Origin of the sequence: Methanoregula sp. (assembly GCF_052325125.1) — an archaeon.
GTDB lineage: Archaea > Halobacteriota > Methanomicrobia > Methanomicrobiales > Methanospirillaceae > Methanoregula.
Map to the genome: position 1 here is coordinate 56,074 of NZ_JBKQWO010000051.1, position 22,282 is coordinate 78,355.

Genomic DNA, 22,282 nt, shown 5'->3' on the forward strand with positions numbered 1-22,282 from the left:
CCGGGTTTTCAGATATATGGGATGATTCAGGTCTTTGAATCTTCCCGTGCCGCATAGATATATTCCTGCGCAATCCCGCAGTACATGCCAAAATGCTTCCGGGCAAAGGCGCGTATCTCATCATACTCCCGCCCGGTCAGGGCCGTATCCTGCGGGAGCGCCGGAAGGTAGTGTTCACGCATCAGCCGCCGGATCCAGACATCGACCGGAAATGCCTCGAACTTCTGGAAGGCAAAGAGGAGGACACAGTCTGCTGCCTTGGGGCCTATACCAGGGAACTTCATGAGCTCGCGGCGGGCCTCCTCGTACGGCAGTGCGTCGATAGTCTCTGCCCATGAATCTCGTGCAGCAGTATCGCAGGCGGTTTTAAAAACATATGGCTGTCGGTACCCGAGCCTGCACTCTGCAAGAGAGGAAACGGTTCCGGTGCAGGAGATCCGTAACGGATCGGGGAACGAATAGAATGTCGTATCCCCATCTTCAATTGCGTCGCCGAACTGCTGTGCAATGGTTGCAACCCGGCGCCGGATCGCAGGGATGTTTGTATTGGTTGCGCAGATATAGGAACAGAGGCACTCCCACGGAGGCTGCCGTATAAGGCGCAGGCCCTGGCATTCTCCGATCGCCTCATGGATAAACGGGTCGCGATCGACTGAGTCGAGAATGGCCAGAAGATCGAGATCGAGGGAGAAATAGTGCCTCACAAACGTTTCGCCTGCACCGGTAAAGGAGAGCGTCCTTCCTTCCTGCCGGCATCGGATAACCTGTCCTTCCACGACCCCGGTCCAGCTTCCATCCGGCATGTGGTTCCAGCGGAAGACCTGCCCGCACCCGAGCGTCTGGTCAAGGGAGAACGGCTGGTCCGGGTGAAGCGCGATCCGTGGCATGGGGGACTCCTCCTTGTAAGATATCTGTGTTTAACCTTTTTAGACTATACCGGGGGATGGGAAGGACTTATCAGGGCACCGGCAGATGATGGCGGGTGCCCGTTTTTATTTTCGCAGTGGACGGATAGTCTTTTAATATATCGGCTAACAGTTCTTTTCATGGAATTAACAGAAACCCTCAAGGCCTTTATCGAGGAAGGCGCGGACTGGGAGCGCAAGCAGACCACGCTTGCCGGGGTCTCCATCATTCGGCTTCCCGCAACAAAAAACCGCCCGGCATCCCTTGCGATCGATATTAACCCTCTCGGTGAAAACGGCCTCCCGATGAAAAAGAAAGGGATCATGATCATGAACGCAGCGGAACTTGCCGCATTCCGTGCGGTGTTCAACAATGAAAAGGCAGACAGCCTGGTAAAAGCGCTCGAAGAAGTTCTCCCCGAGCGCAAAACGGCGGCAAAATCCAAAAAAGCGGACGTCGTGCAGTTATAACCCGGAAAAGCAGCGAAATTCACTTTGCCATTCGGAGTGATGCGTATTAAATTAATACCGATACTTCCTCTTTTTCTTCTCGTTCTGGTACTTGCGGGTGCCGGGTGTCTCGGTACCAGGGTTCTCCCGGTTAACAAGACCGCGCCGCCCTCAATAGTCGTCGATTATCACCGGACGGGGGGCACTGCCGGTTTAAATGACCACCTTGTAATTTTCGACAACGGGGTCGCGGCTATCTCCGGGCGGTCCACCAGCACCGAAATATACCTGAATGCAACCGACATTGCGTTCATTTCAGTGCTGTTTAACGAGTCCCAGTTCTCCCAGCTCCAGGCCAACTATCCGGCTCCTCATAAAAGCGCAGATATTGTGACCTATACAATCATTTACCAGGGCAAGACCGTAGCTGCCGAAGATACTGATATCCCTCCTTCACTCGGGACGATAATCGATGAACTGAACCGGATCCTCCAGAGCGCCGGTACACAGAAATCTGCATACCCGACGATAGGGTTTACACCGTAATACCGGCTGCTCTGGTGATTTATCTCCGCAGAATGATCCTCTCGTACGGGAACCGCTTAAAGGGAACCACTCATCGATATGCCTTCCGTGATACCGTCAGGAGTGTATTCGTGTCTTCGCCAGGAAACAGTTTTGCGGTAAGGTGCCGGCCGTGCAGGTGCTACTGTGAATCAAAAAGAGGAATTATGCTCCTTTATACATGCACGACTGCACATCGTGGCCGAGTTTCCCGATGGCATCGGCGCGGCAGCGCTGGCAGTGCCGCATCTGTTTGACATATTTCGAACAGGCGTCCTGCATCTTCCTTTTCATCTCGGGTGTGGGGGGGGTTATATCGGCAAACTTGTACTGGGCGATCAGCGGGATGAGGTTGAAGGTATAGACGCCCATTTCCCCAACCTTTTTTGCGATGTCTATGATGTGATCATCGTTGATGCCCGGGATATAGACGGTATTTATCTTGACGATCATGTGTCGTTCCACGGCCATCTCGATGCCCTTTAACTGCTGCGCAAGGAGCAGTTTTGCCGCTTCGATCCCCGTGTACCGTTTGCCCTTGTAATCGACAAACTGGTATATCTTTGCCCCAATCTCCGGGTCGATTGCGTTGAGCGTGACCGTGATATTGCCAACGTCATACTTCTGGAGCAGGTCGATCTTGTCCGGCAGGAGGAGGCCGTTTGTACTGATGCACTTGATAACCCCCGGGTACTCTTCGTGGAGCCGGCGAAGCGTCTCGAACGTCTCCTCGTTTGCCAGCGGATCACCGGGTCCCGCAATGCCGACAACCTTGATATAATCGTATTTCTCGACGACTTTTTTTACCATGTCCATGGCCTGGTCGGGATTAAGGATCCGGGTGGTCACCCCGGGCCTGCTCTCGTTAACGCAGTCGAAATCCCGGATACAGTAGTTGCACTGGATATTGCATTTCGGCGCCACGGGAATGTGGCAGCGCCCGAAAGCATGGCATGCCTTCTCGGAAAAACAGGGATGCTCCTGTATTTTTCGCATCTGTGCAGGATCCCACTGGACTTTTTTCCCCGCCACCTCTGCGGTTTTTATTTCGTCGGACATAGGCTCTACGTTTTAAATGCGTTCTTCAGGTATAAATAAAGTTCAATCAGGGTAATTTGTCGTATCTTTCCGGTCATGGATCCGGGGAGTTTCTGTTCCCCTTCCGTAAGGGGTTATTGTCGTGACGGGTCTGTATCCCCGGATGATGAACGGGGAAAAACCTGGGAAAAATCAGGATTCACGATATAAACCGGAAACGTTCCGAAGACGGTCTTTTTTTCAACCTGGTACAGCCGTGCTTCGAGCAGGAGTTCGGCTGCCTTACAAACGGTATCCGGTGCGGCCAAACCCTGAGATCCCGATGCACCCGAAGACCCAATGGCATCACCGGTAATTTCTATCTCGTGGAGAAGACAATCGGTTTTGGTCTTTGAGAACCTGATAAGCAGGTCACGGCTCGTGATACCGTGGAGGTACCGGAAGATAAAATACAGGCTTACCAGCACTATACCGATTGAAACAAAAAAGTGGCCGAGTTCGCTGAATTCTGATACCGAGAGGACGTTATTGACCGTTATTCCCGGGAGCAGGATGATGGTCGAGATAATACAGACAAGGGCAAGTGCTGCTCCCAGCAGGAACAGGAAAGAGACCACCGGTTCGGGGATATTTTTCCGAATCAGATGTGCCCTCATACCGGAGACATCGGAAAAAAAATCTGTTGAGTAGGGCTCCAGTTTCCAGACCAGAAAATAAAAAATAATGATGGCAACCGACTGAAAAAGGATAATACCGGTATGGGGTGAGGACAGCTTCCCGTTGAGATGCATCGCGATCACGAGGATGATGTCGATGGTAAATATAAGGGCGAAACCGTAAAAGAGCGTACGGCAGTTAATAAAAAATGCGTTGAGAAAGATACGGGTGAACCTTTTCGTGCTCCTGATAACCCCGGTCTCCTGAAGTCCGGTAAGATATTTCGAGAACTCAGTGTCAGGGAATGAGGAGCGTTTCAGGTTGTGGGGGATAAGCAGGGTGATAAAATAGAACATGAACAGGAAGAAACTGGCGGAAATAAAAAGCAGGGGATAAACGGGGTTCACAAGGAAAAAGAGGATGTTTCCAAGGATGGCTGCGCCGAGGATAACGAGGGTGATCCTGCCCGGTGTGCCCGAGGCATACAGGTGACGGTGGCGGTCCCGCTCTTCGTGGATCTCTGCCCGGAGGGCCTTGTGCAGCGCCGAAATGGCCCCTGATATCGTTGAGAACTCCTTTCGTTCCACGGTGATCCTCCGGAAAAGCCGGGCCAGGCTACGCCTGCCTGATCGTTTCTTTACGTACCTATCGAAAGGCAAGGGTATATTGTTTACCGGTGAATTATAGATACGAATATCATGAAGAAATCCGAGAAAACCAAAGGCAGGGAGAAGGTGGCTGCACGCAGGCAGCAGTACAAACTGGCGGGAATCGTGGCAGTTGTGGCGATCATCGTTATTTGCGCCGCCGTGTATCTCGTGTTCTACAGCCCGGGAGTTGTTGCGGCAGCCGGGGATACGGTGAGTGTTACCTACACCGGCATGTTTGAGAACAAGACGATCTTTGATTCAAACGTGAACGGGACCCCGCTGACCTTTACGATCGGGTCGGGCACTATGATCTCCGGTTTTGACGCTGCGGTGCGGGGGATGAGAGTGAACGAGGAAAAAGTCGTTAACATCCCCGCCGACCAGGGATATGTCTATAATCCCGGTCTTGTCCAGACTGTTCCCAGGAGCATGTTCCAGACAAACCAGACGATATCCCCGGGCGAACAATTCTCGTTCCAGAGCTCGGTGGATGGCCGCACAAGGGTTGTTACCGTGCTCAGTGTCAACAGTACAGGGGTAACCGTGGATGCGAATTCCCCGCTTGCCGGCCAGAACCTCATCTTTGACATCAAGATCGATTCTATCCAGAAGGCAAGTACGGGAAGCAATGCCACGGCAACGGCAACTTCCTGAACTTTTTTTTAATCTTCTTATCAGCAACCGGGCCGGGCTTTTTTTTGCGGAAACAGGACTTCCTCCCGCGTGAACACAGGGCCGGGGCGATCTCTTTTGTGATCGATCGGTCCGACCGGTTTTTGTGCGGAGCGCACAAGGGAGGGAGGGGGGCTACTCCTGATCCTGCTGCACCACAGGTCGCCCCGATCAATTCCGGAATCGATCGGTCCGGCCAATTTCAGAAACGATCGGACCGACCACCCCGTCTCGCCTGAAGTTCCAGTGGAAGCGCATGTTGTGGCACAGGAATAGAAGAGGTCACCCCGACTGGTTTTGAAATCGATCAGTCCGACCAATTTTTTTGGGACTGCACAATGGGGAGAGGGGGGCTACCGTTTTTTTTGAAGGTCGGGGTGGCCGATCATCGCGAAGGGTCGGGGCGATCATTTTCCGGAATTATCCGCTCGTGATCCAATCTTTTTTGGAAATCCTCCGCTGCTGAGCCGGACATTTTCTGGAACCCTCAGCTCGTGACCCGTTCATTTTCGAAAATCTTTAGCTGCTGAGTCGCCCTTTTTCCGGAATCTTCCACTCGCGATCCGGACTTTTCCGGAAATCTTTAGCAAAGGCCGGGGGTTTGGACGATGTGATGGGGGCTGTCGCCCCCACACCCCCACGAGTGATGCCAGACGCGGGAAAACGCCTCGTCGGGTTTTGCGCTACGCCACTTACCGTGATCCTGAATTTTGAATCAATACCCTTGCCGAGCAAGGCCCCGATGAGGCGGCCGAGCGACTCCCTGCAGAGCAGGGAGGGGGGGAGAAATCGCAATACGATGGGATCAAGACTCTCCCCAAAAATACGCCCGTAAAACCGTCCGATTCCAGTGGAAGAAAATCAGGGCGATTATATCGCTTTATTTTCCAAAATAAGCCTAAATTGAGCCCCATATAATGCCCATAATCGGCCCATAACAGCCTTTTTTCGGCCTCTTTTTCCGGGATCATGCAAATATCCATCCGGTCCCATAATCGGGCCGTAAAGCCCCAATATGCGAACCTTTTATTTCGTCCGTTTTCAAAAATAAGGTCAATTTGGGCTTATTTTGAAAAGGAGCCCGATACGGGCTCCGATTGGATCTGATAAGGGTCAATCCGGGCTCAATACGGGTCCGGATGAGCGCAGCCCTGATCAGGAGGATTGGGGGGTCAGCCGGACCAGCACCCCCGGTAAGGACAGGATTTTTCCCGGAATCCCCGGATCATAACCGGATTTTTTCTCCAAAAGTCCGGCAACCTCCGCGAACTTTTTTTTGAATGTCCGATATCGCTCCTCGCCATTTTTGGAAATCTTCGGGCAGCGTATCCGGACTTTTTCCAAAAGAGCCGTCGCGTTTACGAACGCTTTTGAAAATTTTGCAGCAGGCCGGTCCGGATCATGCGGGTTCCGGGAAATTATGATGATGGAGATCCCGCGCAAACCGAAAGAAAGAGATGGGCCCGGCCGGATTCGAACCGGCGACCTTCGCCGTGTAAGGGCGACGTCATACCGCTAGACCACGAGCCCGATAACCTACTTATGTCGGACTGGAATGTATTAAAACCGTCTGTATCTGGAAATAAAAACATTGGCACCCTGTCCGGCTTGAAGCTGACCTTCGCCCGCACTGAATTGGAGAGTTGCACAACCGCGCGGACGCGAAATATCGCCCCAAAATCCGTGTATTGGATCGAGAAAGCATCGGAGATCCTCTGGGAGAATACACGCGGGGTTATCAGTCAGACCACCATGGAAAAGTTGCACAACTCCATCCTTTCGAACTATTCCAGTCACGACTCGTGGGGGAAAGTCCTCAACTTCACGAGAGCCTTTCTGAAGTATCTGTCAAAGCTCCATCTCGATCCGAGCTACCAGAACTTCTCGTTATTCCTCGACATGCCGAGGACACGAAGAGACCGCAAAACAGTTACATCACGCATCGTTACAACGGTGGACATCACCCGAGTTATCGATTGCATATTCGATGCCTACTGTGACCATCACTTGAGCCACGAATCAATGGTGAACTACCTTGGATTTACGTTGTTCGGGGCTTATACGGGGCAGCGCGTCGAAGCGACCATCAGCAAAATCACGGTTGCACAACTGAGAACCGCACTGAGTGCTTCCCCCTCGATTCTTCATGTCAACCCCGTTCAAGATAAAATACGAATGGAACACTATGTGCCGATCCATCCTGACCTTCATCACATACTCGCGAAAATGATAGAGAACAAAGCTGACAACTCCCGGGCGTTTGAATTCGTCGGATACCAGATGTGGTTAAAACGCAACAGGATATCACTTGCACGTGCTCCCGGCATGATGTTCACTCCGTCAGACCTGAGAAAATTCGCGGAACAGTATGGCGATATCATTCGATGGGATCAAACTAACAGGGCATACATTTTGACTCACGGAGTGAGCGGAATCGACTGGGCACATTATAAGCACCCATTGCCGGAATACGTCTACGCGAACTATATGCAGTACTGGGAATCGGTGCACATATTGGAAAATGAGCTTTCTGCCGGAGATATAGGTGCAAATGTGGTCTGTCGAGAAAAAGTGAGAACGGGGCTGTTGGTGGCGTAAATCTCCAAGGACATAGGTAGATAACAGAAAAATAACAGAAAAATCGAATCAAACCACATATATACTAATAAATAGATGGGGGTGCTATGCAAACAAAAACTAATTTAGTAATTCTGTTGACTCTTTTTGTTATTACGCTCGCTATTTCCGCTGGCTGCACTAGTGAAACTGGTCCAACCCAAGCATCACCGAATCAAGAATCACCCAACCAAATGTCAACGACCCAAGCATCTACTGTACCTCAAGGCGACTTTTCGCAAGTTACACACGCAGATGTTATGACAAAACAAGGACATTGGACTTCAGGAGCGGATGCTGATGGGATCATTGTTTATCCAGCACTTGAAGATGTCAAAGGTGCAGACGTTACATGGTCCGGGTATACACTTCCGGTTGATATCCAGATTTACTCCACGAAATTCGATTCCAGTTATAACGAAGTAAAAGGTCAGCTCGTTTACCAAGGATCTGGAACCATTTCAAGTTGGCAGGACGGTAATATGTTCATGGGTGGAGGAATTCAAGTACCATATTCCTCGATGAAGGTTCCTGCAGGACAAAGCTATGGATGGACGTACGTTACGGTTCATACACCAGATGGCAAAACATATTCAGCCGTCGATAAATTGACCTCATTAACTCCATAATTTTTTTATCCACTTTGCTATTTTCTTGTGTCCCGAATTAATTCCAAGTTACAAATCCTTAAAATAGAATATTTTTATTCGTTATGCCTTACTGCCATTATTCCTGCGATGATTAGCAATATGAATGATAAAACATAGAAAAGAGAAATACAGATCAAACCACAAATCGCACTGATTATCATTAAGTAGCCCGCAGCTTTTGTGTGTCTGTTAACAATTGCAGCTCCGATGATCCCTAAAATGGAAAAAACAATTGCCCCTGCTCCCCCGACTATGACCGTCCCGGCATTTGCGGCACCAAAAACACTTCCGATGCCCCCTATCCCAATTGCAGCAAAGCCAGCAAAAAAGCCAATAATTCCCCCAAGAAGACCTAAAACAAATTCTGTAGTGAGAGAGCGGCCACTTTCATAAGAATTTCCAAGACTCGCTTTATACGGAGTGCCCGGATATACGGATCTAGTAACCCCAGCCGGAATTGATCCGTTGATATTGAGCGTGAAAAGTTCTCTTCTTTTAATCAGGTATAAGGGTAAACCGATGATCCATAAAAGTAATACAATCAATCCCCAGCTCAATGGACTCCAAGTATATGTACTAAAGGTGGATTCTTCGTTGTTCATTGACCCGTTTTGGGATTGTCCACCAGCCCCAATTGCTTTTGCATCATAGTATACTGCTATAGCACTTATAATGACGATAATTACGGTAAGAGCTAGAGTAGTTGGAGAACCACAAAGGGATACCAATCCCACTCCCAATAGCAGAATTAATATCACGTTCATGGAATAACGGCGTTGAGATCGTGTAACTTGATTTGAATTCTGTGGATTTGTTCTCTCTAGTGACACCTGACTTTTTCCGGGTAATTCGTGTGGGGCGGGAGATCCCTTCATGTACGCACCACAGGAATTACAATAGTACCGCCCCGCTTCGACAATTGCTCCACATACAGGACAGACTTCCCCGTTAATTGCAGGTTGCCGCCTTTCATTTTGTTCTGGCACGGGTTGTTTTGCTATGGGTGGTGGATTTACGGGTTGCGATATCGGCAACGGTGAACCGCAGGCATTACAAAATGCAGATTCTTCTCGTAGAATTTTTGTACCACATTTCGGACAGAAGTTACTCTCTCTGTGTGGAATGTTTTCAGGTAATTTAGTCCCACATTTATTGCAGAACATCGATTGATCATCAATCGAATGCGTCCCACATTTCGGACAAATTTTTACCATTGTATCACATGGGGAGTTCAATAGATAAGATGATTAATATTTTTATTTTCATTTTGTTGCTCCGACGGAGCTTTTTTAATAGTCAAGATTGATGGTTTACGACGACATCACTTTTCCGTTAAGTCCCGTTAACGCAACAGCACCCTTACACAAAGGAGAACAGATGAGAACTGGGCTTTAAACATCTTCGCCTTTAGAGGACGACGGGCATATGGTTCTCCATATCGTAACCTTCATCCACCACCACCACGACACGATACTATGCCCGACGCGTTCGACCTGTTCAATAAGGCAACCGAACTCGCCGAACAGGATCAGTTGGACGAGGCACTCACTATATTTCAGGCACTTCTTAAATCTGATTCCAACAACGCCAGCATCTGGAATAACATCGGCATCATTCAGTTCAGACAAGAAAAATACCTTGATGCGGTGAATGCCTTCGGGCAGGCAGCTGACATCGATCCCCACTTCACAAACGCATTGTTCAATAAAAGTCTGGCTCTCGTGAACCTCGGGAAAGATATAGAGGCACTAAAGGCACTCGATAACGTCCTCAAGATAAGTCCATACGATACGGAGGCACAATCCCAGCGTGCGTTGATCACCCGGAAAATGGCGCAGGTTAGTGATACGCAGAAAAGTGATTCACGATCGGTGCAATCTCAATTGCGGGTATAACGTTAAACAAGCTGGTGCAGCGAGAACGGGGATGTGAATGGCAATGAGTAAATCCATAACAAAACTGTATCAGAATATATGTAAAATCTATTTTCCTCGATGGAAGCCTTGGGGATTTACGTATAATCGTAACTGGGGCATGTCTGGATATTGTAATTGTGATCAAAAACATCTCTACTTTGGCTCTCCTTCTCCCCTTCTGATCATCCATGAGATTTGCCATGCAGTGGGTGCTCCAAACCACGGAGAAAAATGGCAGGCACGTGTTCTAAAAGCTGCCGAGACTGCAAAACAATATGATTGCGGACTCTCGAATAAACTCATTGCAGAAGTGGAAAATGTTCTCTCGAACGATATTAGTGGGAAGCAAGAGATGGAGGGTCTATGGAATCATATCTCGGATACATTTGGTGAACTTTATTTCTCCTCAGAACCGGTCAAGGTCTTTTACGTTTTGAAAAATCTGTTAAACGAGATGGGTTTCCGGAGAGAATGGGATGAAAAGAAATTTAAAAAAATGCTGAAGCGTGGGAGAAAAATTGCAGAATATGAACTCAACATGCCACGACGTTGATTAATCTGATATATTGAATTAGCATCAGTCTAAAAAAAGCGAGAACGGGGCTTGTGTAAGACGCGGGGTTAGCATAAGACCCTTCATGAAAATGCAAATGCGATCTCAGCATAGGCTTTATCGATAAGTCCCCGGTAGAACGGGATATCGAAGGTATTCGCACACCATGCCGGCTCCACGTGGTAACGTCGGGCATCGGTTACCACATACTGAATCTTCATCCCGGGTGCGATTCCAACGCCGTGATCCCGATATGATTGCACTGCCGCGCCCTCGATACACCGGTGTGCGTATGTGAGCCGGCTGATCCTGCGGTTGATCGCCATCTGTTTAGGGTCCGCTGCAGGCAGGCCGTTTACTGTTTCCCGGTAAATTGCGACAATGTCCTCTCGTGTCGCTTCGAGTTCCGCGATCTTTTTTGCCCGGGCCATCACCTCCAGCATACGGCGCTGCATCTCCCCCACGTGCTCCGGCGTATCATGCCTGCGTGCGGCAATCCCCCGGACCTTGATGCTGCCATCCGGTTGCCGGCCATAATACCGGTTGTAGGCACCGAACCCATCTGCAAGGGGCAGGAACACGATCCAGTCGAAATGGTCAACTTCGAGAAACAGGTCGGTATCGTGTTCGACTTGCGCCTTGAGTGCATCAATAGGTGTTCCCTGCAACCAGAGGCAATCCACAATGCCGTGGAGCACGTGGAAATTCATCGCCTCCGCGATATCCTTCGTCCGAATGAGAATATCGCGCGATCTGGATGTGATCCCCTCATGTACCTCGATTCTCCCGAACTTCGCATTCTTGTAGCCCGTGTACCCGAAGCAAGTGACGAGCATCCATTTGAGAATAGCATCGATTCCGGCGATGCTGGGATCAATTTTCTTGAGTCGTTTCGTCGCAACACGAAGTTCGAGCAGAGGTTTAAGCACGGAAGGGAGGAATCCTACGCGCTCCGAATGTCCCACCGTTTCCGGGGAGAGGTTTGATTGAACAATGATCGATGGATACATCGAGGTAAAATCGATCTCTTCGACATTTTCATAGATTCCCGGCTTTGGCTGGAACATCAGCCCGCCCCGATCAGCGGCTTGAAGCGCGGAGAGTTTCCGCATTTGTTCCGGGTCACTCTTGCGAAATGGTACCGATATCCCTCGTTTCACTGCCTCGTAGGTTTCATAGCTGCTGATGAGCGTGCCGGGTGTGAACCGGGACGCAAGATTGGGAGGAAGCCCCGAGAGTCGTGCTGCCATGAGCACCCCGGTAAGCCCACTCTCACGGTACACGAACGATTGTTCTGTATCGATCAGGATGCGCCCGTCAGGAATGAGAGCCGACTCCTTGTGTTCCATTCTACCGTAACTCCAGTATGAGCGTGAGTCCATCTGCCGGTACTTTCCATTCCGTGAGAAGGGCATATCAAGATCATACTGCCGCGCCAGTGTGCGTATCTTCGGCATCCACGTGTCGGCATCCGGCATGAGAATCACATCTGGATCGAGCGAGCTCACAATCCCAAATAGGTCTGTGAGTACCGTCTTCGTCTCACCGGTCAGCCGATCCGTACTTCCGTGGATAACCTCGATTTCTGTGCACAACGGGGAGAGGGAGGGATTGCCATGAATCCGAATATCAGTCACGTTCAAATCGTGCGTAATTTCCGGAGAAAACCGGTCATCCCCTTCTCCTGCACAGGGATAGATCCCCCGTTCTGCCATGAATCTCTGATCGCGACGTACATCCACGTTGAAAAGTTCAACATCATATTGCGCCTGCCGTTCTATGGCCTCGGCTATGTCGCGACCTGCGCGTACTGCGTAGCCCGGGAGAGTCCCGAATATGTTACGGATGGTGCATTCCTCAGCACCGTGTTTTTCTTCCAGCGCCTCGATCATCTCATGGTTAGCGTGCGGGTCGTGGAAGTGAACGGAAAAGGGTGGGTTGTAATCGTGATGGACTTTTTGTACACTACCCTCTTTCGTCCAGAGATCGATACCTCCGTCCCGGTACGCAGAGTCAACGATCCACACGATCCTACTCCCGGGTTTCGTGTAGGTCTTGCTGTTTAAGGATCTCGACAAGCACGGAGAATACTACGGCTTCGAGCGGGTCGTCGCAGGCAACAAACGCTTCGCTTGAATGCTGTTTTGCAAGTTCCGCGAGGCGCTCACCGTACTTCTGGTCTTCCCTTTTGAGTGCACGGGCTGAGCGTGCCCACCGGTCTGCCGTACTGTTAACACCCTGCCGCACGCTGGGGAATGTTCTGCCCATCACGACACCTCCAGAGTCCGTTGACCGGTTTGATGTATACCGGACTGACGCATGATACGTGAGGTTCTACGCGGGAGCCCGTCAGGTTCGACCGGAATAAGCTCGATAAAACGGTCAGCCCGACGCGCCAGCGCTGAAAATGTCCGGTCTGCGACCGGTGCATAGAGTATGACGAGTGACTCCCGGGCAACCTCTTTCAATGCCCCCTCCAGCGGCTCAATCATGTTCATAGCTCCGTCGAATAGAGAGGGATCGTGTTCAATGAAGACGACAGTATGTCCGGCCTCGCGGAGCATAGTTAAAAGCTGGTGGGCTGTGAATGCCCGCCGAACGTCGAAATTCTTGGACTGTCGATTGATACCTGATAAGATCCGGGAGTAATTTCCCCCAATGTAGAGAAAGAGAAACCGCTGGAGATCCACGTTGGAGTTGATGGCAGAGACCATCAATTTCTCGGGTGCGACGACGGCACTAAATGTGCCCGGCTGGAGCGCCGTTCCCCGGCGGAGTTCGATCTGCATAGCACCGGATCCCTGCTGCACTGAGGAGGATAAATGACCGGCTGAGTGGCGTGAAAGTGATCGTCCCGCCGGATACTGGCGCAAAATTGATGAGACCCTGCACAAGAATGAACAATATCGTGTGTGGCCGAAACTTACATCGGCTTCTGATTATACTTCAATATCACGCTTAACAAAAGGAATTACATAATCAAATACTACGAATACCCTCCGCGATGAAAAATCATGGCAACAATCCACGGTAAGTCCGGCAGCACCCAGTACCTGCTGAAAGGCATGAAACCCATTAATGGAAAACATTTTTCAACGCTGGCCGAAATGCAGCATTTCTACACCCATTATGAGGAAATCCTTGCCGAAACAGAAACGACCGCTGCCAGAAAACAGGATGAGAAAATCCTCGCCCTCAGTCAAGAAGTAACCCAGCTGGACAAAGAATTACAGGAAGGTCTTACTCGGCAGACGGTAGATGTTGACAAAAACATTGAAGAGCTGAATCGGAAAATTACCGATGCCGCCGGTTTTCTCTCACGGATTGGTTACCGGGTGCAGCACGGGTTTGCGGTCGCATTGCGGGATCACCATATACACAGCCCCTATGCCGGATTATCCCGGCAGTTGCGCAATGTGCGGAACGAAAGGACAAATCTCATCAACAACAGAGATTTTGCTATCAAATGGGAATGCAACAATGTCGTCAACTCGTATAATTTCCTGAAAACAAACGAGCCATTTCTGATCGGGGCTTACGGTGAAGAAGTCGTGATAGGATCGCTTTCCCACCTACCGGATGAATATCATGTGATAAACGATGTCAATCTCCGGTTCAGTCCTGCGATACGATGGAAAGAGACGGGTGAATATATTCAGTCCTGCCAGATCGATCATATTGTTGTTGGTCCCACCGGGATTTTCCTTCTGGAAACCAAGAATTGGAAATCTTCAAACCTTGAGATGAATGCCGACGTGCTGGTTCATCAGGTTCGGCGTTCTAGCTATGCATTATGGTACTACACCGGCGATTATTACCGGTATTATGAAAGGCCAAAAGTCCTCAATGTCGTCATATCTTTACACGGCGTGAACTCTGGACGAAAAATGGACAAGTATATGGATATCATTACACCCGGCCAGATATACGATTATATTCAACGACAAAGGTATCCGGCATTGTCCGATGAAATCGTGAAAAAATTTGTCAAAATTGTTGAAAGGCAGGAAACCTGTCATTCGAAGTATTAATACGGAATCAAGGTATCAGAACCGGGTTTCAGTGTTCTTCGCCTTTAGAGGGCGAGTATTTTGTAAAAATAGTATTCACCGGATAAAGGAAAATAAAAAAGAAATTTACTCTTTCTTAGCTATCTTGATGTCGATGCCGTATTTTTCGGCATTCTTGTCGGCAATCGTCTGGATGGCGGCGATCTCGGCGTCCTGCCTCTTTGGCTTGAAGAGGTGCCGGAACCGTTTCTGGGTCTTGAGGTATTCCTCGACCGGTTTCCTGACAACCTTTTTGACCTTGGTAACCGTGCCGTCCAACATCTCGTAGTTCACCCAGAGACCGGTCTCGATGGCCAGTTTTGCGATGGCCATCGTCTGGTCGCTTTCAAAACCCCAGCCGGTGCAGCAGGGGGCATGGAGCTGCACGTAGGTAGGACCCTCGGTGTTGATCGCTTTTTCAATCTTTTGGATCAGATCATTCGGATAGGCGATTGAGGCAGTTGCCACATACGGGGCACCGTGGGCCGCGAGGATCTGTGGCATGTCCTTTTTGGGACGCTTGTTCCCAAACGACCGGGACCCGGCCGGGCTCGTCGTGGTGCTGGCATCATACGGGGTAGCCCCGGACCGCTGGATACCGGTATTCATGTAGGCCTCGTTGTCGTAGCAGATGTAGGTGATATCGTGGCCGCGTTCGAACGCACCGCTGATGCAGAGCATCCCGATATCGAACGTCGCGCCGTCCCCGGCAATCACAAGGACCTTCTCTTTGCGCCCCTGTTTTTTGAGCGACGCTTCGATGCCTGAGGCAACGGCCGCTGCGTTCTCAAAGAGCGAGTGGATCCACGGAACTTTCCACGCGGTCTCGGGATAGGGGGTGGAGAAGACTTCCATGCATCCCGTCGATGAGACCACAATACAATTCGTGCCCGCTGCCTTGAGCATGAGCCGGGCCGCAAGAGCCGCCCCGCATCCGCCGCAGGCACGGTGCCCGCAGTCGAAGAGCTCGCAGGTTTTGTCTGCCATGATCAGAGCACCTCCTTGCGCAGGCCGATGAACTGATCGCCTTTGCCTTTTTCGGCAAGCGCGACAACTTCCCGGATATCCTTCTTCTGCACGTCTCTTCCCCCAAGGCCGATGATATAATCGAAGACCGGGATACCGGAACCGTAGAGCGCATCTTTTACCTCAAGAGCCACGGCACCCTTGGCGCCAAGCGAGATGTTCTTGTCGAGCACGGCAACGTGCTTTGCGCCTTTGAGCGCCTTTGCAACATCCTCGGATGGGAACGGGCGGAAGACGCGGACCTTGAGGAGCCCGACCTTCTTTCCTTCTGCCCGCATATCGTCGATGGTATCCTTGACGGTACCGCAGATCGAACCCATGGCAACGATGACGGTCTCCGCGTCCTCAATCTTGTATCCCTCGACCATCGCGCTGTAGTCGCGGCCGAAAAGTTGCCCGAACTCTTTTCCGGCTGCATGAATCGCAGATTTTGCCTCTTTGAGCGCTTTGTCGGTCTCGTACCGGAATTCGAGGTAGTATTCGGGGGTCGCATACATCCCGAAACTGATCGGGTCGGCCGCATCGAGCCTTTCTGCGGGCGCAAACTTCGGGAGGTATTTGTCCGCATCCTCCTGCGTGAGCATGTCCACCGGCTCATAAGTATGGGAGAGGATGAACCCGTCAAAGCAGACAAACGCGGGGAGCTGGACGGCAGGATTTTCTGCCACCCGGTAGGCGATATAATGGAGATCGGTGGCTTCCTGGTTATCTTCTGCGTAGAACTGGAGCCAGCCGGAGTCCCGCAGGGAGATCGAGTCCTGCTGGTCGTTCCAGATGGAGAGCGGTGCCCCGAGTGCACGGTTGGCAATCGTCATGATAATGGGCAGGCGCATGCCGGCAACGTTGAAGCAGACCTCGAACATCAGGGCAAGGCCCTGCGAGGTGGTTGCGGAATAGGTACGGGATCCCGCAGCGCTTGCCCCGAGGCAGGCGGAGAGCGCGGAGAACTCACTTTCGACCGTGATATAGTCCGCGTCGAGTCTCCCGTTTGCCACCATCTCGGCGAGCGCCTCGACTATATGTGTCTGGGGCGTGATCGGGTAGGCGGCAACAACCTGCGGCCGGCAGAGCCGGACCGCCTCGGCGACGGCCATAGAGCCTTCGGTAATTTCAAGCATTCTACTTCTCCTCCTGTTTCATCGCGATCGCTTCCTTGGGGCACTCTTCTGCACACAGCCCGCATCCCTTGCAGTATGCATAATCAGGATCGAAGAATCCCTCCTTGTCCTCCGCGATACAGCCCTCGGGGCAGATGATCTGGCACGTCCCGCACTTGGAGCACTTCCCGTGATCGAAGATCGGCTTGAAGACCCGCCACGACCCGGTCTTGTTGTCCCGGCCTTTTCCCGGACGGGCACGGCATCCTACAGCAAGCGCCATTATGCCGCCGCCCCCTTTACGCTTTCGAATGCCTGTCGGGCCGCTTCGATATTCTTCTCCGCCAGCTCTTTTGGGAACCGGTGGGTGAGCGCATTTTTGAGTGCATCGAACTTGATCTCGCCGGTCGCCGCTGCAAACGCACCCATCAGCGAAGTGTTAGTGATGGGAAGCCCGATCACCTTGAGCGCGATAGATGTCGCGTCGATGGTAATCAGCTTGACGCCGTCGGGCACCTTGTAGTCCGGTGCCTTCTCGGTATTGACGATGACGATCCCTCCCTTTTTTACTCCGGAAAAAACATTCACGTCTTTTATGAGCGTGCTGTCCTGCACGATGATATAGTCCGGTTCATACACCTGGCTGCGGAGCCGGATCTTCCTGTCGTCGAACCTGACGAATGCCTGGACCGGAGCGCCGCGTCTTTCAACCCCGAATGCCGGAAACGCTTGTGAAAAAACGCCTCCTTCGAATGCAGCAACAGCGATAAGTTCCGCAGCGGTGACCGATCCCTGGCCACCCCTGCCGTGGATGCGTAGTTCTCTCAAAGGAAAAATCCCCTAATAATTTTACATGATAAATCAATATAAATCTAGAGATCCACACCGAGCCCGAGGATTTCCCGGCCCCCGGAAAAGACGTCATGGGCAATTTTTGCCAGCCCCCTTGACGCGCACCATTCATCATAAACGGCTACGTCAAGGCCAAGAAGTGATTCGACATCGGGTGCGATAAGAGGCGCAAGCGAGCCGGCAAGTGCCACCCGCGCGCGTGGGTTCAGCAGGAGGAGCGCGGCACATTCCATGGCAGAATACATGGCAACCGTCTTTGTTCTGAGGGAATCATCATCGGGCATGGTATAATCCACCCCGGCATGCTGGAAGGCCTCGTTTGCAGTGCATTCCTTCGCGTCCACACGGCGGATGGCATTGACATCGAGTGCACCGTGACGGGTGCCCGGTGCAAAGATGCAGGCATCAAAGGCCCCGACCAGTTTTCCTGCGGTCACAAGGAGTGTGACCGTATTAGAACTCGCATCGGAAACCACAACATCGTCCCCGAGGTCATGGCAGACCATGTATGCAATTCCGATCTTCTCGGGGCTGGACTGGTGGGAGTAGGCCTTGAACCTTGGATCGGTCGGGGAACCCCGGTGCAGCCCCGGGATTACTACCGTGGGTATACCGCTTTCTTTGATCTCGTCAAAAACCTTCGTGCCACCGCCGATGTGCTTGCCGGCACCCTCGCGGCTGACGACACCCCGGTTTTTTATTTTTTTTATATCGGTAATTTTTGAAAAATTGTCACCCATCGAATAACAAATTGCGATCCCCTCAATATCATCGGGGGGACAGAGCCGGCCGAGATCCGCCGCGGTGAAATCCCTAGCCTCTTCGCGCGACAGCTTGAACTGATCTGTATCAGATGCAAACCGCATAGCGGTCGTGCCGTGGTCGATCCCGATGAACATAGCAGTAATCCTATAGCATAGGTTACATAATAGGTATTGATGTTTGATGTCGTAACGGGTGGTGCCGGTTTCATCGGCTCACATCTGGTTGATACGCTCGTTGCCCAGGGTAACGAGGTCGTGGTTATTGACTCGCTCTGTGCCGGGCGCAGGGATACAATTGCCCGGCACATTGATTCATGCGATATCCGGTTCGTGCAGGCAGACCTGCTCAGTGACGGGTGGCAGGAAGCCATACACGGTGCCGACCGGCTCTTTCACCTTGCAGCAGACCCGGATGTCCGCCAGAGCGCGATAAATCCTGACCCGACGATGCAGAACAATATTATGGCGACATACCGGGTACTGGAAGCGATGCGCCACCACAACGTTCCCGAACTGGTATTCACCTCGACTTCGACGGTGTATGGCGATGCCGCAGTTATTCCGACGCCCGAGAGTTACACGCCGCTCGAACCGATTTCCGTCTACGGGGCAAGCAAACTTGCCTGCGAGGCGCTGATCTCTGCGTACTGCCACTCGTTTGGCATGAGCGCGTGGATGTTCCGGTTTGCCAATATCATCGGCTCGCGGAGCGGTCACGGTGTGATCACCGATTTTATCCATAAACTTGAACAAAACCCTGCCGAACTTGAAATTCTTGGCGACGGGAAACAGACAAAATCCTACCTTGAAGTGCACGAGTGCGTGGCGGCAATGCTCTTTGCCGTCGGGCATGCCCGGGGCAGGGTCAACACGTTCAATATCGGGTCTGATGACTGGATTGACGTGAAGAGCATCGCGGAGATCGTGACAGAGGAGATGCATCTTCCCGACACAAAATTCAGGTTCACCGGTGGCGAGCGCGGGTGGGTCGGGGACGTCCCGAAGATGCAGCTCGCCATTGATAAGATCAAGACGCTGCACTGGAAACCTCAGGTTGGTTCACGGGAAAGCGTGCGGATTGCCGTCCGGGCGATGCTTGAAGAACGGTGAAGGGTTTTTATGAAATATATCGTCATTCTCGGAGATGGTATGGCAGATGATCCACTCCCGGAGCTCGGTGGCAGGACCCCCCTTGAATATGCAAAAACGCCAAATATGGACCGCATGGCACAGGAAGGTGCGTGCGGAATGCTGCGCACGATTCCTGAAAACTACGAAGCCGGCAGCGACATTGCAAACATGTCTATCCTTGGCTATGCCCCGGAACAATACTATACCGGAAGAGGCCCTCTCGAAGCGATGAGCATGGGTATCGATCTGTTACCTGACGATGTCGCATACCGCTGCAATATCGTGACGGTACAACAGGGGATAATGGCTGATTTTTCAGCAGGGCATATATCCAGTGCAGAAGGGGCAGCTCTTTTTGCAGCGCTTGCCCCGCACCTCCGTAAGGTTATGCTGCGGCCCGGCGTCAGTTACCGGAACCTGCTGGTGGTGCCGCATGGTGACGGTGCAGAATCCACACCCCCGCACGACATTGTAGGCCAGTCCATAGCTGAGTTTTTGCCAAAGAACGGGGATGCCCCGCTTCTGCTTGACTGCATGGAAAAGAGCGCCGCAGTGTTCAGCGATCACCCGGTGAACGCAGCACGGCTGAAAGCGGGCAAACCCCCGGCCACGCAGATATGGCCATGGAGCGGGGGTAAACGTCCTGCGTTCCCCGCATTCTCGGAAAAGTACCATAAGAACGGCGGCATGATATCTGCTGTCGATCTGCTCAATGGAATCGCCCGCTGTGCCGGCATGGAGATCATCACCGTCCCCGGTGCGACCGGGTATTTCGACACGGATTACCTGGCAAAGGCACGGTATGCTCTCGACGCAATCCGGCACCTCGACTTTGTCTATGTCCACATCGAGGCCCCTGACGAGGCAGGGCATCTGGGGAGTATCGAGGAAAAGGTGCGGGCGATCGAGAATGTGGACCGGGTAGTGGGCGCAGTAAGAAAAGAGTTTGGAGGAATTGTTGCGGTCCTTCCCGATCACCCCACACCTGTCCGCATCAAAACGCATTCACGCGAGCCTGTGCCATTCGTGGTGACGGGAAAGGGGTGTGACACATGCAGGCACTTCACCGAGAACGAGGCACGGTCGGGAATGTTCGGGACAAAAAAAGCAACAGAGTTCCTGTCGTTTTTATTCAGCTGAAGTTGTTAGAGACCGAATGTGGCATCAGTCCCCTGCATCATCATCGATTCAGTGGGGGTAACTTTCATCATCTGCCACATCCTGCACTCCCGTTTCTCTTGCACAAGGATATAAGTTTGGCGCGAATACAGGCAGGGATTCCCATCGCAGCACCGTAACGGATATCGGGCTCCCCCCGCCATTCCCGGTTCAGGTACATCTACCGGAGTACCGTTTCTCTTCACCCCCGCGGTCTGGCATCCTGCACAACGAGTGCGGGGCGTGCCGGTGCCTGTTGCTGAACAGCATGCATGCCAGTTTTTTTATCCGGGGAAAATCTTTGTCGGGCCTGCTTCGAACATGGCCGGGAGGATTTCGATCCCGGTAACCAGAGTTGTTATCTTTTGCAACGTTGATGGAATACTATACGATGAAAAAGAACCTGCTGATGTGGGACGAGTCGTTGTTCCGTGACCCTGATGTGTTCGAGATCGATTACGTCCCCGAGCAGTTCGAGTTCCGTGACACTCAGATGCGTGAACTCGCGTTCCAGATCCGGCCAGGGCTCCGGGGCGGCCGCCCCCTCAATACGATCTGCAAGGGCCTGCCCGGCTCCGGGAAAACCACCAGTATCAAAAAACTCTTCCAGGAGATCGAGGAGACCACAAAGAAACTGGTGCCGGTCCATATCAACTGCCAGATCGACAATACCAAGTTTGCCATCCTCTCCCAGATCTACCGGAAACTCTCCGGCCACCTGCCTCCTTCTTCGGGAACTTCGTTCAAGCAGGTCTTCGATGCGGTCGCCCGTATCCTCCAGAAGGAAGAGTGCGTGTTGCTCGTGGCGCTTGACGATGCCAATTACCTCCTCTACGAAAACGAGCTCAACAAGGTGCTCTACACGCTTTTGCGGGCCCACGAGTCATATGACGGTGTCCGTATCGGTGTTATCGTGATCATCAGCGACCCTGATGTTGATCTCTCGCGCGCTGTGGATGCCCGGGTCGCTTCTGTCTTCCGGCCTGCCGAGATCTACTTCCCCCCGTACGGGAGCGCGGAAGTGCAGGAAATTATGAAGGCCCGTGTGATGCAGGGGTTCTTTAACGGTGTTATCAGCGACGCGATGCTGGATCTTGTTGTAGAGCAGATGCTCAAGAGTGGCGACCTGCGCGTGGGTATTGACCTCCTGAAACGGGCAGCACTCAATGCGGAGCGGGCTGCACGGCGCAGCATCGAGCGCGAGGATATCTGCGGCGCCTACGCAGTCTCGAAGTACCTGCATCTGGAATACACGCTTAAGACGCTCAAGGATGAGGAGCGCAGGATCCTCAAGGAACTTGCCACGGCAAGTGCCACGGGAGCCGAGATGAACGCCGGTGAAGTCTACAAATCGATAAAGAATGAGGCGCCGGTCGGGTACACGCGGTTCTATGAGATTGTTAAAAAGATGGATGCGATGCGGCTGGTAAACCTCCAGTACCGGGAGGGGAAAGGCAGGACACGGGTCATCACGCTCCGGTACGAACCGGCAAAGGTGCTGGAGTACCTTTCATAAGGTCGAAGGAATATTTTC

The 22,282-nt window shown here is 52.0% G+C and carries 23 protein-coding genes, 1 tRNA gene and 1 pseudogene; 11 read left to right on the plus strand and 14 right to left on the minus strand.

The window, feature by feature from the left end; genetic code table 11:
* Positions 1-26 precede the first annotated feature (26 nt).
* Positions 27-887 carry a DNA-3-methyladenine glycosylase family protein gene (locus tag ACLQMU_RS11485; protein ID WP_424039617.1) on the minus strand — a complete coding sequence of 287 codons (861 nt, stop codon included), beginning with the start codon at positions 885-887 and terminating at the stop codon, positions 27-29.
* Positions 888-1,046: 159 nt separating this feature from the next.
* Here ACLQMU_RS11485 and ACLQMU_RS11490 point away from each other — a divergent pair, with 159 nt between their 5' ends.
* Together ACLQMU_RS11490 and ACLQMU_RS11495 are read left to right on the plus strand one after the other, a co-directional pair.
* Positions 1,047-1,376, plus strand: coding sequence for a hypothetical protein (locus tag ACLQMU_RS11490; RefSeq protein WP_422149208.1), 330 nt, complete (start codon positions 1,047-1,049; stop codon positions 1,374-1,376).
* 39 nt (positions 1,377-1,415) lie between these two features.
* Positions 1,416-1,901 carry a hypothetical protein gene (locus tag ACLQMU_RS11495; protein ID WP_422149207.1) on the plus strand — a complete coding sequence of 162 codons (486 nt, stop codon included), beginning with the start codon at positions 1,416-1,418 and terminating at the stop codon, positions 1,899-1,901.
* Between the two features lie 183 nt (positions 1,902-2,084).
* Here the strand turns inward: ACLQMU_RS11495 and nifB are convergent, their stop codons facing one another.
* Both nifB and ACLQMU_RS11505 read right to left on the minus strand, forming a co-directional pair.
* Positions 2,085-2,978: a nitrogenase cofactor biosynthesis protein NifB gene (gene nifB / locus ACLQMU_RS11500; protein WP_422149206.1), complete on the minus strand. Its 894-nt coding sequence runs from the start codon at positions 2,976-2,978 to the stop codon at positions 2,085-2,087.
* Positions 2,979-3,091: 113 nt separating this feature from the next.
* Positions 3,092-4,201, minus strand: coding sequence for a hypothetical protein (locus ACLQMU_RS11505; protein ID WP_424039614.1), 1,110 nt, complete (start codon positions 4,199-4,201; stop codon positions 3,092-3,094).
* Between the two features lie 111 nt (positions 4,202-4,312).
* On the opposite strand from ACLQMU_RS11505, the gene ACLQMU_RS11510 reads away from it, so the two are divergent.
* The gene (locus ACLQMU_RS11510; RefSeq protein ID WP_424039612.1) at positions 4,313-4,918 is read left to right on the plus strand and encodes an FKBP-type peptidyl-prolyl cis-trans isomerase; all 606 of its coding nucleotides are present in this window, start codon (positions 4,313-4,315) and stop codon (positions 4,916-4,918) included.
* Between the two features lie 1,476 nt (positions 4,919-6,394).
* Here the strand turns inward: ACLQMU_RS11510 and ACLQMU_RS11515 are convergent.
* Positions 6,395-6,466: transfer RNA gene (locus tag ACLQMU_RS11515), tRNA-Val, on the minus strand.
* Between the two features lie 12 nt (positions 6,467-6,478).
* Here ACLQMU_RS11515 and ACLQMU_RS11520 point away from each other — a divergent pair.
* The gene (locus tag ACLQMU_RS11520) at positions 6,479-7,534 is read left to right on the plus strand and encodes a hypothetical protein (protein WP_443673711.1); all 1,056 of its coding nucleotides are present in this window, start codon (positions 6,479-6,481) and stop codon (positions 7,532-7,534) included.
* Between the two features lie 86 nt (positions 7,535-7,620).
* Positions 7,621-8,181, plus strand: coding sequence for a hypothetical protein (locus tag ACLQMU_RS11525; protein ID WP_443673712.1), 561 nt, complete (start codon positions 7,621-7,623; stop codon positions 8,179-8,181).
* A gap of 74 nt (positions 8,182-8,255) precedes the next feature.
* On the opposite strand, the gene ACLQMU_RS11530 is transcribed toward ACLQMU_RS11525, so the two are convergent.
* Entirely contained in the window at positions 8,256-8,966 is a 711-nt protein-coding gene (locus tag ACLQMU_RS11530; RefSeq protein WP_424040220.1) for a DUF4064 domain-containing protein, read from the minus strand.
* Between the two features lie 123 nt (positions 8,967-9,089).
* Positions 9,090-9,416, minus strand: a pseudogene (locus ACLQMU_RS11535) (double zinc ribbon domain-containing protein); the annotation flags it as partial.
* A gap of 261 nt (positions 9,417-9,677) precedes the next feature.
* On the opposite strand from ACLQMU_RS11535, the gene ACLQMU_RS11540 reads away from it, so the two are divergent.
* On the plus strand, positions 9,678-10,097 hold the full coding sequence (locus ACLQMU_RS11540) for a tetratricopeptide repeat protein (protein ID WP_422149050.1): 420 nt from the start codon (positions 9,678-9,680) through the stop codon (positions 10,095-10,097).
* 37 nt (positions 10,098-10,134) lie between these two features.
* A complete protein-coding gene (locus ACLQMU_RS11545; RefSeq protein ID WP_424040216.1) occupies positions 10,135-10,671 on the plus strand; it encodes a hypothetical protein in 537 nt (178 codons plus the stop codon).
* An 83-nt stretch (positions 10,672-10,754) separates the two neighbouring features.
* Here ACLQMU_RS11545 and ACLQMU_RS11550 read toward each other — a convergent pair whose 3' ends face one another.
* Genes ACLQMU_RS11550 through ACLQMU_RS11560 form a run of 3 tightly spaced genes read right to left on the minus strand, consistent with a single transcriptional unit; the run spans position 10,755 to position 13,460 of the window.
* Positions 10,755-12,698 (minus strand): type B DNA-directed DNA polymerase, encoded by a 1,944-nt coding sequence (locus tag ACLQMU_RS11550; RefSeq protein WP_422149052.1) that lies wholly within the window; start codon positions 12,696-12,698, stop codon positions 10,755-10,757.
* Between the two features lie 4 nt (positions 12,699-12,702).
* Positions 12,703-12,939 carry a hypothetical protein gene (locus ACLQMU_RS11555; RefSeq protein WP_424040214.1) on the minus strand — a complete coding sequence of 79 codons (237 nt, stop codon included), beginning with the start codon at positions 12,937-12,939 and terminating at the stop codon, positions 12,703-12,705.
* Positions 12,939-13,460 (minus strand): hypothetical protein, encoded by a 522-nt coding sequence (locus tag ACLQMU_RS11560; protein WP_422149054.1) that lies wholly within the window; start codon positions 13,458-13,460, stop codon positions 12,939-12,941. Before ACLQMU_RS11560 ends, ACLQMU_RS11555 begins: the two co-directional genes overlap by 1 nt.
* Before the next feature lie 225 nt (positions 13,461-13,685).
* On the opposite strand from ACLQMU_RS11560, the gene ACLQMU_RS11565 reads away from it, so the two are divergent.
* On the plus strand, positions 13,686-14,702 hold the full coding sequence (locus ACLQMU_RS11565; protein ID WP_424040212.1) for a nuclease-related domain-containing protein: 1,017 nt from the start codon (positions 13,686-13,688) through the stop codon (positions 14,700-14,702).
* A gap of 105 nt (positions 14,703-14,807) precedes the next feature.
* On the opposite strand, the gene porB is transcribed toward ACLQMU_RS11565, so the two are convergent.
* The 5 genes from porB to ACLQMU_RS11590 are packed head-to-tail and all read right to left on the minus strand — an operon-like array spanning position 14,808 to position 18,594.
* Positions 14,808-15,707, minus strand: coding sequence for a pyruvate synthase subunit PorB (gene porB / locus ACLQMU_RS11570; protein ID WP_422149435.1), 900 nt, complete (start codon positions 15,705-15,707; stop codon positions 14,808-14,810).
* Positions 15,708-15,709: 2 nt separating this feature from the next.
* Positions 15,710-16,864: a pyruvate synthase subunit PorA gene (gene porA / locus ACLQMU_RS11575; protein ID WP_424039688.1), complete on the minus strand. Its 1,155-nt coding sequence runs from the start codon at positions 16,862-16,864 to the stop codon at positions 15,710-15,712.
* 1 nt (position 16,865) lies between these two features.
* Entirely contained in the window at positions 16,866-17,126 is a 261-nt protein-coding gene (locus tag ACLQMU_RS11580; protein WP_422149047.1) for a 4Fe-4S binding protein, read from the minus strand.
* Positions 17,126-17,671: a pyruvate ferredoxin oxidoreductase subunit gamma gene (locus ACLQMU_RS11585; RefSeq protein ID WP_422149048.1), complete on the minus strand. Its 546-nt coding sequence runs from the start codon at positions 17,669-17,671 to the stop codon at positions 17,126-17,128. Before ACLQMU_RS11585 ends, ACLQMU_RS11580 begins: the two co-directional genes overlap by 1 nt.
* Before the next feature lie 44 nt (positions 17,672-17,715).
* Positions 17,716-18,594, minus strand: a complete 879-nt coding sequence (locus tag ACLQMU_RS11590; protein WP_424039691.1) for a methanogenesis marker 12 protein — start codon at positions 18,592-18,594, stop codon at positions 17,716-17,718.
* Positions 18,595-18,633: 39 nt separating this feature from the next.
* On the opposite strand from ACLQMU_RS11590, the gene ACLQMU_RS11595 reads away from it, so the two are divergent.
* The 3 genes from ACLQMU_RS11595 to ACLQMU_RS11605 all read left to right on the plus strand — a co-directional run bounded on the left by ACLQMU_RS11595 (position 18,634) and on the right by ACLQMU_RS11605 (position 22,264).
* A complete protein-coding gene (locus ACLQMU_RS11595; RefSeq protein ID WP_422150254.1) occupies positions 18,634-19,569 on the plus strand; it encodes an NAD-dependent epimerase/dehydratase family protein in 936 nt (311 codons plus the stop codon).
* A 9-nt stretch (positions 19,570-19,578) separates the two neighbouring features.
* Entirely contained in the window at positions 19,579-20,730 is a 1,152-nt protein-coding gene (locus ACLQMU_RS11600; protein WP_422150253.1) for a cofactor-independent phosphoglycerate mutase, read from the plus strand.
* Between the two features lie 409 nt (positions 20,731-21,139).
* A complete protein-coding gene (locus tag ACLQMU_RS11605) occupies positions 21,140-22,264 on the plus strand; it encodes an ORC1-type DNA replication protein (protein WP_422150256.1) in 1,125 nt (374 codons plus the stop codon).
* Positions 22,265-22,282 lie beyond the last annotated feature (18 nt).